Consider the following 11,681-nt stretch of genomic DNA (forward strand, 5'->3'; position numbering starts at 1 on the left):
CAGCAGGCCGGAACTGGTCGTGGCTGCGGGTAACCGGTTCGGTGGGTCCGCTCGGCATCGCCACCGCGGTGCTCTGGCTCAGCATCATCGTGCTGCTACCGCTGGCCGCGCTGACCGTCACCTCATTCGATGACGGCTGGTCCGGGTTCTGGGATGCGATCACCGCACCTGCGGCCATCGACTCGCTGCGCATCACGGTGCTCGTCTCCGTGGTGGTGGCGATCATCAATGTCGTGATGGGCACGCTGATCGCCTGGGTGCTGGTCCGCGACGAGTTCCCGGGCAAGAGCATCGTCAACGCGCTCATCGACCTTCCGTTCGCGCTACCGACGATCGTCGCGAGCATCGTGCTGCTGTCGCTCTACGGGCCGCAGAGTCCGATTGATATCCACCTCAACGCCACCCAGCCCGGCCTCGTGGTGGCACTGGCCTTCGTCACGCTTCCGTTCGTGGTCCGCTCGGTGCAGCCGGTGCTCATCGAGGCGGACCGGGAGGTCGAGCAGGCCGCGCTGTCTCTCGGTGCGGACAGCTGGACCACCTTCCGCCGCGTCGTCTTGCCGACCCTGGCCCCCGCCATCATCAGCGGCGGCGGCCTTGCCTTCGCCCGCGCCATCGGCGAATACGGTTCGGTGGTGCTGATCGGCGGCGCCATTCCACGCAAGACCGAAATGGCCTCGCAGTACATCCAGAAGCAGATCGAGATCGACCGGCCGGTGAATGCGGCTGCGGTCTCGGTCGCACTGCTGGTCATCTCGTTCGCGACCCTGCTGGTACTGCGGCTGTGGGCCGAGCGTACGGCGCGCAAAGAGCAGGAGGCGCGATGAATCTGTCCTGGCCGACCCGTATTTCGCTGCGCGTGGTTGCGCTCGGCTACCTGTTCGTCCTGCTGGTGCTACCCCTGGTCATCATTCTGTGGCGCACCTTCGAGAAGGGCATCGGCGCGTTCATCGACTCGATCTCCACGCCCGCGGCGATCTCGGCATTCCAGCTGTCGGTCCTCATCGTGGTGATCGTGGTCCCGGTGAATGTCATCTTCGGCATAGTCACCGCGATCGCCCTGGTGCGCGGCAAGTTCCCGGGCCGCACGCTGGTGCAGGGCATTGTGGATCTGCCCTTCGCCGTCTCGCCGGTCGTGGTGGGCGTCGCGCTGATCCTGCTGTGGGGTGCGGACGGCTGGTTCGGCGGACTCGAAGACGTCGGTTTCAAGGTGATCTTCAATCTGCCCGGCATGGTGATCGCGACGATCTTCGTCACGCTGCCGTTCGTGGTGCGCGAGGTCGAGCCGGTGCTGCACGAGATCGGCGACGATCAGGAGCAGGCCGCGGCCACCCTCGGCGCGTCCCGCTGGCAGACGTTCTGGCGGATCACCCTGCCCGCTATCCGCTGGGGTCTGACCTACGGTGTCGTGTTGACCGTCGCGCGTGCACTCGGTGAATTCGGCGCGGTGATCATGGTGTCCTCGGCGCTGCCGGGTAAATCGCAGACGCTGACTCTGCTCGTACACGGTCGATACATCAACGACCACAACATCTTCGGCGCCTATTCCGCCGCGACTCTGCTGATGGGCCTCGCCCTCGTAGTCCTCCTGTTGATGACCCTCCTCGAGCGTAAGCGGGGCACCAAGTGATCACCGTGACCAATGCGAAGAAGAACTATGGTTCCTTCGCCGCCCTGAACGATGTCAGCATCGAGATCCCGTCGGGGGAGCTGACCGCGTTGCTCGGCCCGTCGGGTTCGGGCAAGTCGACCCTGCTGCGCTCGATCGCGGGCCTGGAGTCGCTGGACGGGGGCATCGTCACCATCGCGGGCAACGATGTCACGCACGTGCCGCCGCAGAAGCGCGATATCGGCTTTGTATTCCAGCATTACGCCGCGTTCAAACATATGACCGTGCGCGATAACGTCGCCTTCGGCCTCAAGATCCGCAAGCGCCCCAAGGGCGAAATCGCCAAGCGCGTCGACGAATTGCTCGGCATCGTCGGCCTCGACGGCTTCCAGCACCGTTACCCGGCCCAGCTTTCCGGCGGTCAGCGTCAGCGCATGGCACTGGCTCGCGCGCTCGCGGTCGACCCGCAGGTGCTGCTGCTGGACGAGCCGTTCGGCGCGCTCGATGCCAAGGTGCGCGCCGATCTGCGCACCTGGCTGCGCAGGCTGCACGAGGAGGTCCACGTGACCACCGTGCTGGTTACTCACGACCAGGAGGAGGCACTCGATGTCGCCGATCGGATCGCGGTGATGAACAAGGGCCGTATCGAACAGGTCGGCAGCCCGGAGGATGTCTACGACCGGCCCGCCAACGAATTCGTCATGTCCTTCCTGGGCGCGGTGGCCCGGCTCAATGGACATCTGGTGCGTCCGCACGATATTCGCGTCGGCCGCGATGCCAGCATGGCGCTGGCCAAGAACGAGGGCACTGCGGAATCGGCGGGCGTCACCCGTGCCACTGTGGAACGCGTTGTGCACCTCGGTTTCGAGGTGCGCGTCGAGTTGCGTAATGCGGCGACCGGCGATCTGTTCGCCGCTCAGGTGACCCGCGGTGATGCCGAGGCGCTGCAGCTCAGCGACGGGGAAACCGTGTACGCGCGTGCCACCCGTATTCCGGAACTGCCTGCGGGATAAGGGCACTGTCGATTCGCGGCGCCGTCCGCGGTTACGCTCCGCTACCGCCTCTGGGCGCGCCGCACACGCCGCGAATTCGACTCCGCTTTATGGCTGCGGATTCCGCATGCGTGAAATCCGTGGCCATTCATGGCGTGTCGAAACCGAACTCCGGTTTCCACGTCTCATATTGTGCTGAATGCGAAACATGCTAGTGGGTTCCGGTGAATTATCGGGACGTAATCCGATGTGAGCATTCGCAATGGTCGTCGAACGCGGCCCTTATGTGGGCGGCGGGAAGTTGATCGATCACCATGTCAATTCGAAGACAGATGTTTCTCGCGCTGGCCGCTGCCGGCGCGGCGGTGATAATCCAATCCGGTCCGGCAATCGCCGCACCACCACCCGGAACGCCGGCCGTGCGGGCACCGGATGGCCCGGTTATCACCGAGATTCCCGCGGACTCGCCCGGGGTAGCCACAATCGGTCCGGAATCGGTGGGGAAGCCGATCCCGAACTCATATGGCGGTCTGACTCCGGCGCAGTTGATACCGCACGGAATCGAGGGCGAGCAGCGGCATTTCACGCCGAATCCGGAGCAATGGGATAACGCGCGGACGATTGTCGAAGTGGTCCTGCGTCGCGATATGCCCGCCTATGCGGCGGTGGTCGCGCTGGCCACCGCACTGCAGGAATCATTGCTGCGCAATCTGACCGAGGCGGTCGATTACGACTCGCTCGGGGTGTTCCAGCAGCGCCCGTCCGCGGGCTGGGGTACGCCCGAGCAGCTCATCGATCTGCGTTATGCGACCGAGCGATTCCTGGACGCACTGCTGGTCCACGCGCCGGACTACCGGGCGATGCCGCTGTGGCAGGCCGCGCAGGCCGCGCAGCGCTCGGGCTTTCCGACGGCGTACGCGCGGTGGCAGGAGCAAGCCGCGCAGATGGTCTCGCGGTTGCTCGGACCGCGGCAGGCACCGGTGCGACGGGCGGCGAGCGCCAAAGCGGTGCTGGGATGTTGCTGATCAGTTGCCGATGGCCGCAATGGTTTTGATTTCCCGCACCGGAATCGCTTGCGAATTCCGGTGCGGGGAGTCGCAACTCGTTGCTGGATCGGGCTCGTCCGGCCGGTCGCGGACTGGTCGGTATCGACATGGTTCGGGTCGGCTCATCGCGGCCTGTTCGGCAACCTCGATGGGTAGTTGATTTGTCGCTGTTTTCGCATGTGAGCTCGTATATCGACAACCAAGACGGCAGGGTGGTCACCGGCTGGCAAACTGCGAGAGGTCATCGTTGAATTCCGCCACGCCGTAAGGAGATCCGGCCGCGACATCCGCGGTTCACGTTTCGTGCCAGGTGAGCGGGGTCGGTGCTGGTCCGATGCCGCCCGCGTCAATGGCGGCGGCATGCGGACAACCGTATGTCCGGTAGTTGGCAGGCTGGTCGCGGAGTGGTTGCGTGAAAAGGGTTCGAAGCAAATCGACTCGGCGATCAGAGGATTGCGATGGCGGTTGGTCTCGGTTTGAGCATAGGCACGGTGAACACGGTTTCCGCTCTGGCGGAGGAGGGTTCGGCCAAGGCTCCACCCGGTCGCCGCTCCGCCGCCGAACGCTCGCCCGCCGTCACCCGCCGCACCACCCTCACCTTCGACAGCAACGGAATGGCCAGGGTCGGCATGATTCCGCGCCACGGGCGCGCCATCACCGAATTCGCCGATCTGAGTCAACGCAAGACCAAGCAGGCCAGGGTCGGGCACCGCGCGCTGACCGCGGCCGATCTGATCGCTGTCGTCGCGGAATGCCTGATCGCCGAGGCGCGGCGTGATCGTCGCGCGGACGGTGCGGGGGTCATGCTGACACATCCGGCGGGCTACGCCGAGGGACACGTGAAGGAGTTGCGCGCGGCGCTGGACGCGATCGGCTTATCTCATGTCGCGATGGTTGCTGAACCCGTTGCGGCGGCCACCTGGCTCGAGGCCGAACGCGGGCCGTTGATGCCGGGTCTAGCCCTGGTTTATGACCTAGGCGGTGCCAGCCTCGATATCACGCTGGTGCGAGTCGGCGCGGGCCGTCCGCGCAATCCGATTGTCGGCGTACCGATCCGCTCGACGGACTTCGGCGGGCGGGCGTTCGGCGCGCTGGTCGCCGCACGGGCCGGGAACGGGACCGTGCCCGCCTCTATCTCCGGTGTGGCCACCGCCGACGAATTGCGCGCCATCCATATCCGATCCTCGTTGAAGTTGATCTATCGCTGTCTGCGGATGGCGGATGTGACCATGGCCGATGTGGACTGCGTCCTGGTGGTCGGCGGCGCGGCCCGGCCGGTCGAAGTGGCCCAGGTGCTCGCCGGTGAACTGGCGCGTCCGGTGATCACAGCCCCGGATCCGGAACGCACGATCGCCGACGGCGCCGCCATCCTGGCGCGTCGCGCCGTTGCCGCGGACAAGGAGGCGACCGGACATCATCATCGGCGCACAGCACGCGCAGCGACGACGCGCGCCCTCTTACTTTCCCGGCGCACCAGGCGCCGCTTGACCCGGGTGGCGATCGCGGCAGGGATGTCGGCCGCAGGAGTGGCGCTCGCGCTGGCGCTGCCCGCCGACACGGTGGTCGCGGGACTGTCGCAACTCGGGCTGCGGTAAAGGCAGACCCGGCGGCGTACCGCAGCGTCGCCGGGGATGCCGAATATGCGCCAGGTTGACGTGACTCCTCGTAGGTGTAACTATGGGATACAGTAAATGTGTCTTACGAGGAGAGGCAGTGACGACGATGTCTGCAGCCGTGACGCCCGCAGTCGATCCCGAACTGGCGAAGGCGCAGGAGTATGCCGCCAAGCTGCTGCTGCTCTCCGAAGGTTCGGTGAACAAGCACTTCGACCCCTTCGAGGACATCGACTGGGACAATCCGGATTTTGCCGCGGATGCCGGTGAAGAGCGCTGGGTGCTCCCCGTATCCGGAGATGCGCTCGGTCGCCATCCCTGGTACCAGGCGCTGCCGCTGGAGCGGAAGATCGCGATCGGCAAGTACCGCCAAGCCAACGTCGCCAAGGTCGGTCTGCAGTTCGAATCCATCCTGATCAGCGGTATGGTCACGCACAGCTTCGGCCTGCCCAACGGTTCGCCCGAATTCCGCTACTGCTCCCACGAAATGATCGAGGAGCACAACCACACCCTTATGTTCCAGGAGATGGTCAACCGGATCGGCATCGACGTTCCCGGTATGGGACCGCTCGTGCGCAAATTCAAGTACATCGGCGCGCCGGTGGCCGCGCTGTTCCCGAACCTTTTCTTCATGGCCGTGCTCGCGGGTGAGGAGCCGATCGACCACATTCAGAAGGCGATCCTGCGCTCGGGGGAGGATGTGCATCCGATCATGCGGGGCGTGATGGCGATTCACGTCGCCGAGGAGGCGCGCCACATTTCCTTCGCGCACGAATTCCTCCAGCAGCATGTGCCCGAGAAGAATGCGGCCAATAAGCTGGTGCTCTCGATCGTTATGCCGATCGTCATGTTCATCCTCGGTCGCTCGATTTACACCCCGCCCCGGTCGTTCTTCAAGGAGTTCGATATTCCGGAGGAGGTGCGCAAGGAGCTGTTCTACGGCTCTGAGCAGGCCAAGCGGGAGTTCAGCGACTTCTTCGGCGATGTACGCACATTGGCCGCTGACATCGGCCTGATGAACCCCATCGGCAAGGCGGTCTGGAAGTTGCTGAAGATCGACGGCCACACCACCCGCTACCGCTCCGAGCCGCTGCGCTCGGCCAAGGCCGGCTGACGTGCCGTACGTCGTCACGCAGTCCTGCTGTAGCGATGCGTCCTGCGTCTACGCCTGCCCGGTCAACTGTATCCATCCCACGCCAGACGAACCCGATTTTCTGACGGCGGAGATGCTGTATGTCGACCCGCAGGCGTGCGTGGACTGCGGCGCGTGTGCGAGTGCGTGCCCGGTCGATGCCATCACATCGTCGAAGAAGCTGACCGACGAGCAGAAGCCGTTCATCGAGATCAATGCCGACTTCTATCGGCAGGCGCGCCTGCGCCCGCTGCTGGCGAAGCCGGTGCCCGCGGCCGAGATCCACACCGAGCGTCAGCCGCTGCGGGTGGCGATCGTCGGATCCGGCCCCTCGGCCATGTACGCGGCCGACGAACTGCTGACCCAGCCCGACGTCACTGTGACGGTCTTCGATCGACTTCCGGTACCCCATGGACTCGCCAGATACGGCGTCGCGCCGGATCATGACAGGACCCGGCAGGTGAATAAGCTCTTCGATATCATCTCGGCACAGCCCGGTTTCGGGTCGTATCTGAATATCGAAGTGGGCAAACATATTTCGCATGCGGATCTGCTCGCGCACTTCCACGCGGTGATCTACGCGGTCGGTGCGTCCTCGGATCGTAAGCTCGGCGTTGCAGGAGAAGGGTTGGCGGGCAATGTATCCGCCACCGACTTCGTCGCCTGGTACAACGGACATCCGGATCACGCCGAGCGAACCTTCGATCTGTCGCAACGTCGGGCGGTCATCGTGGGCAATGGCAATGTGGCTCTCGATGTGGCGCGCATTCTGGCCAGCAATCCGGAGACATTGGCGGGCACCGATATTGCACCGCATGCGCTGAAGGCACTGCGGGAGAGCAAGGTCGAGGAAGTGGTCGTGCTCGGTCGGCGCGGTCCTCTCGAATCCGCTTTCACCGTACCGGAATTCGTAGGACTGCTCGGTGCAGATGTCGATATCGTCATCGAGGGCGAACTGCCTGCGGTGACCGACGAGCTGCCGTATCAGGTCGAGCAGAAGCTACGGTTACTGCACAGCGTGGCCGAGCGGCCGCTCGGCGCGCGCAAGCGGATCGTCTTCCGGTATCTGGCCGCGCCGACCGCGATTCTCGGCACGGACGAGGTAGCCGGTATCGAGGTGAGCCGCAACGAACTCGTCACCGATCCGGATGGTCGCGTTCGTGCGGTGGCGACGGGGGAGACCGAGCGGTTGGATGCCGGGCTGGTGCTCACCTCGGTGGGTTATCGCGGTGTTGCTGTGCCCGGCTTGCCGTTCGACGAGCAGGCCGCCGTGATCCCGAACCTGAACGGTCGCGTGCTGGAACAGTCCGGTGGTGCGGTGCTGCCCGGAATCTATGTCACCGGCTGGATCAAGCGCGGTCCCACCGGATTCATCGGCACCAACAAATCCTGTGCGCAGGAGACGGTTCGGCAGTTGGCCGATGATTTCAACGCCGGTAGGCTGCGTGAACCCGCCAGTAGCGCAACGGATTTCGACCATCTGGTGCATCGTCGTCGGCCCTCGGTCGTGGCTCGCCGAATCGCGGTACGAACCGGTATCGTGCGCCGTCTGTTCGCCCGCGCCTAGCGGCGCATGCGCGCCCATGTCTCATTCGAGCTGTGTAACGGATTTCGCCCCCCGTCGACATGATGGTTGCGCGGTAGGGTCCGTGACGACGGTTGGCACCTCGGCGCACGGCGACGCGATGAGGGCGAGTGCCGGGCCGAGGTGCCGATTGGCGACTATTTGGCGGTGAATCCACCGTCGATCGCGAGTGCCGCGCCGGTGATGAAGCTGGCCTCATCGCTGAGCAGGTAGGCGCAGAACGAGGCGATCTCCTCCGGCGTGCTGATCCGGCCGAGCGGGTGCAGTGCGGCGATGGCCGCTTCACCCTCGGGGGTCGCGCCCATCGAGTTGCGGAAAGCTGGCGTGTCGACCGCGCCGGAGACCAGCGCGTTGACGCGAACGCCCTGTTCAGCGGCCTCTAGCGCCACCGCGCGAGTCAGCCCGACGACACCGTGTTTGGCCGCCACATACGGTGCCACCGAACCCATGCCGACCACACCGAGGTTCGAGGCGTTGTTGAGGATCGCGCCGCCGCCCGAGGCGACAATGGCCGGAACCTGGTGGCGCAGACCGTAGAACACGCTGGTCAGATTGAGTTCGAGGTCGGCGCGCCACCCCGCCTCGTCGATCTGCTCGACCGGGCCGAAGGCGTTGACGGCGCCCGCATTGTTGAATGCCGCGTCCAGACGCCCGTATTCGGTGATTGCCGCCTGCGTCAGTCGGGCCACATCGTCCTCGATGGTGACATCGGTCGGTACGAAGATCGCCCGGCCGCCCGCCGCGCGGATATCGGTCGCGACCTGCTCGCCCGCGTCTTTACCACGGGCGCCGAGTACCACCGCCGCACCCTCGGCCGCCGCTCGCGTGGCCACCGCCTTGCCGACACCCGAGCTGGCCCCGGTGATGAGCACCACCTTGTCCGCGAAACGCGTAGACATCGTTTTCGAATTCCCTTCTCGCCCTGATGATTTCATGGTCGATGAGATGGCGTGGGATGTTGTTTCGTCCGTGCGCTCGCTCATCGCTGAATCCAGTCAACTGGGCGGGGAGTGGTAGTGCTAGCGGAAATCAGCCGTTACATTTGATGTGTCATGCTCCCGTGTTCGGGATGCTCGCACTATGAAATCAATAGCGTTGGCAATGATTTGGTTACCGACCAGTCGGTGTGGGTTGTCGGTTCTGGGCGGTTCGATTGTTTAAGGCAGATGAGGGGCCCGGTTCGAGTTACTGTGCGGTAGCGGAATCTGGCTTACTGCAGTGGAATCGGGCCTTCGGTCGCGAAACGCCGATCGTCCAGAGGACTGAATGAATCTTTCTCGTGCGATCTAGCTGGGGATTTGACGGAGAGTCAACGGAAGTCAAACGTTTCATATCAATTCGACATCCGAATCAATCCGGTAGCAGCTAACCTGTGGGTGCTGTTTGGGAAGCGACCGCGGCCACATGGATCTCCTATGTGATGGACGTGGTCTCGGTGCGTTGACGGGATAGCGAATGACTACAGGTCTGGGTTTCAGCATCGGTTCAGTGAACTCTGTTTCCGCCATGGTGACCGGCGAGCGACCGTTGTCGTCGGTGCGGACGCGCCGCACGGCGGTGACCTTCGACAGTGCGGGTGGCATCCGAATCGGTGGAATCCCCCAATTCGATATGGCGGTGACGGATTTCGCTGATCTGGCGCGAGATCCGGAGTCGGTCATCGTGGGCGGTCGCTTCTGGTCGCCCGCGAACCTGGTCGCCGCCGTGGTGAACGGCCTGCTCGAATCCTTCCCGCCGACCGCGGGAGCCGTGGCCACCTATCCCGCATGCTATTCCGATAAGCAGCTGTCGCTGCTGCAGCAGGCATTGAATCTAGCCGGGGCCGCGGATGTGCTGCTCGTACCCGAACCAGTCGCGGCCGCGGAGTGGCTCGAACAGGAACGCGGACCGCTGGAGTCCGGATTCGTGCTGGTGTACGACCTCGGTGGGTCCAGCCTCGATGTGTCGATGGTGCGGGTAGGACCCGATTGGGACGATCATCCGATCGTCGGAAAGTCCGTGCGCTCATACGATTTCGGCGGTCGACCGCTCGGTTCGATGATCGCGCGCTATGCCCGGGTCGCCGAACCCGGCGACAACGGTTCGATGCTGCAGATGACCTCGATTGTCGATATCACGAGTATGCGCGACCAGCACATCCGGGATTCCCTCGATGTGGTGCACGAATGCGTGGAATCGACGGGGCGGTGCCTGTCCGATATCAGCTGCATCCTGCTGGTCGGCGGTGCCACCCGTCCCGTCGATGTCGCGCGGACTCTCGCCGAACTCGGCCGACCGGTGGTGATGTCGACCGATCCGGGCCAGACCGTCGCCGTCGGGGCCGCCAGCTATGCGGCCCGCACCTTCGCCCCACTCGCGACCGGTGGTCGGCATCGAGCGCCGAAGATAGCCGTATTCTCCAGTGCCGCAGTGGCTTCCGCAGTGGCGGTATCGGCCGTCACGGTATTCGGCGGCCCGAATATTTCGCAGATGCCGTCCCTGGTGGATGCCTCGCCGGGCAGCTTCCCGATGGACAACTTTCTGTTCGAGCCCCATGTCGAGGCGCTCGCCGGGGCCGGTTCCGCTGCGGTTGGTTGGGCGAGCACAGCGGCGGGCTTCGGCTCTTCCGGCCGACCGGCATACGGGATCGCGCCCGTCGCCCATACGACACCTCTCGGACCATCGATCGGCCCCTCCGTAGCCGAATCACATGGCGGACGACACAGCGAACCACGCGGTGGGACCGCATATTCCGGTGGTGGCACCTACGCCAACCCGGCGCAGTTCCTGAACCCCCTGCCCTTCACCCGAAGTCCGCGGGCGATCCCAGCCGCGCCCGCTGTTGGCACGCCTATTCCGAGCGTTAGCCTTCCGGGCTCGGTTCCCGCCCCGGGTAATTCGGTACCCGGTGGCACCGCGACGACCCCGGGTACCGGAATTCCGGCGACTGGCGGTACCTCGACTGTTGACGGTGCACCGGGCTCGACGACGAACGAAACATCCACCGAAACTGCGACATCGGGCGGCAGCGGGTCCGGCGGTAGCCCGGGTAATGCATCCGGCGGTGCGACTTCGGGCACCAGCGGTGCAACGTCGGGGGATTCCACGAGCGGCGGTTCGTCGGAAAGTACCGCCGATGGGGCGACAAATACTGGCACTTCAGGTGGTTCGACGGGCGGCAGTACCTCGGGTGGTTCGGCGAGCAATGGTGCTTCGAGCTCGACTGGTGGCGGTGGTTCGGCGAGCAATGGTGCCTCGGGCTCGACTGGTGGTGATGCTTCGGGTGGTTCGGCGAATGGCAGTGCCTCGGGCTCGACTGGAGGTGGCGCTTTGGGTGGTTCGGCGAATGGCGGTGCCTCCGGAGGCTCCACCAGCGGTGGTGCTTCGGGAGGTTCGACGAGCGGTGGTATGTCGGGCGACTCGACCAATGGCGGCAGGTTCGGCGGTTCGACCGGTGGCGGCACCTCAGGCGGGACCAGCGTCGGTTCGGCCGGAGGCACCTCGGGCAGCGGAAGGTCCTCCGGCGGGACCACTTCCGGCGGTAGCACCGGTGGCACCTCGTCCGGCGGGATTTCCTCACACGGTACGGGCGGCTTCGGTGGCGGCGGCGGTGCCCGCAGGTAGTCCGCTGTAGTACTGCTCGAGCGACCCGCAACGCCTCTACGCACCGAACTGCGATCGTCCACTGAGCGAGCCCGAGGGGGTCGGAGCCTGCTATGGCTCCGATC

9 protein-coding genes are annotated in these 11,681 nt (G+C 64.9%); 8 read left to right on the forward strand and 1 reads right to left on the reverse strand.

Going from position 1 to position 11,681, the window contains the following annotated elements:
- The first annotated feature begins 23 nt into the window (after positions 1-23).
- The 7 genes from cysT to AB0J47_RS01475 all read left to right on the forward strand — a co-directional run bounded on the left by cysT (position 24) and on the right by AB0J47_RS01475 (position 7,956).
- A complete protein-coding gene (cysT, locus tag AB0J47_RS01445) occupies positions 24-824 on the forward strand; it encodes a sulfate ABC transporter permease subunit CysT (RefSeq protein WP_364339776.1) in 801 nt (266 codons plus the stop codon).
- Positions 821-1,627 carry a sulfate ABC transporter permease subunit CysW gene (gene cysW, locus AB0J47_RS01450; protein WP_364339202.1) on the forward strand — a complete coding sequence of 269 codons (807 nt, stop codon included), beginning with the start codon at positions 821-823 and terminating at the stop codon, positions 1,625-1,627. The genes cysT and cysW overlap by 4 nt, the downstream gene beginning before the upstream one ends.
- On the forward strand, positions 1,624-2,619 hold the full coding sequence (locus AB0J47_RS01455; RefSeq protein WP_364339204.1) for a sulfate ABC transporter ATP-binding protein: 996 nt from the start codon (positions 1,624-1,626) through the stop codon (positions 2,617-2,619). Before cysW ends, AB0J47_RS01455 begins: the two co-directional genes overlap by 4 nt.
- A gap of 293 nt (positions 2,620-2,912) precedes the next feature.
- On the forward strand, positions 2,913-3,623 hold the full coding sequence (locus AB0J47_RS01460) for a hypothetical protein (RefSeq protein ID WP_364339206.1): 711 nt from the start codon (positions 2,913-2,915) through the stop codon (positions 3,621-3,623).
- Positions 3,624-4,135: 512 nt separating this feature from the next.
- Positions 4,136-5,239: an Hsp70 family protein gene (locus AB0J47_RS01465; protein WP_364339209.1), complete on the forward strand. Its 1,104-nt coding sequence runs from the start codon at positions 4,136-4,138 to the stop codon at positions 5,237-5,239.
- Positions 5,240-5,366: 127 nt separating this feature from the next.
- Entirely contained in the window at positions 5,367-6,371 is a 1,005-nt protein-coding gene (locus AB0J47_RS01470) for a diiron oxygenase (protein ID WP_364339778.1), read from the forward strand.
- Between the two features lies 1 nt (position 6,372).
- Positions 6,373-7,956, forward strand: a complete 1,584-nt coding sequence (locus AB0J47_RS01475) for an FAD-dependent oxidoreductase (RefSeq protein WP_364339211.1) — start codon at positions 6,373-6,375, stop codon at positions 7,954-7,956.
- A 155-nt stretch (positions 7,957-8,111) separates the two neighbouring features.
- Here AB0J47_RS01475 and AB0J47_RS01480 read toward each other — a convergent pair whose 3' ends face one another.
- Positions 8,112-8,873 carry a glucose 1-dehydrogenase gene (locus AB0J47_RS01480; protein ID WP_364339213.1) on the reverse strand — a complete coding sequence of 254 codons (762 nt, stop codon included), beginning with the start codon at positions 8,871-8,873 and terminating at the stop codon, positions 8,112-8,114.
- A gap of 589 nt (positions 8,874-9,462) precedes the next feature.
- Between AB0J47_RS01480 and AB0J47_RS01485 the strand changes: the two genes are divergently transcribed.
- Positions 9,463-11,577, forward strand: a complete 2,115-nt coding sequence (locus AB0J47_RS01485) for an Hsp70 family protein (protein WP_364339215.1) — start codon at positions 9,463-9,465, stop codon at positions 11,575-11,577.
- The last annotated feature ends 104 nt before the right edge of the window (positions 11,578-11,681 follow it).

Source organism: Nocardia sp. NPDC049737, assembly GCF_040674755.1.
Classification (GTDB): domain Bacteria; phylum Actinomycetota; class Actinomycetes; order Mycobacteriales; family Mycobacteriaceae; genus Nocardia.

Excerpts from the sequence above, each read along its gene's own strand:
- cysW (WP_364339202.1), top strand. The coding sequence starts at position 821 with ATGAATCTGTCCTGGCCGACCCGTATTTCGCTGCGCGTGGTTGCGCTC.
- AB0J47_RS01460 (WP_364339206.1), top strand. The coding sequence starts at position 2,913 with ATGTCAATTCGAAGACAGATGTTTCTCGCGCTGGCCGCTGCCGGCGCG.
- AB0J47_RS01470 (WP_364339778.1), top strand. The coding sequence starts at position 5,367 with ATGTCTGCAGCCGTGACGCCCGCAGTCGATCCCGAACTGGCGAAGGCG.
- AB0J47_RS01480 (WP_364339213.1), bottom strand. The coding sequence starts at position 8,873 with ATGTCTACGCGTTTCGCGGACAAGGTGGTGCTCATCACCGGGGCCAGC.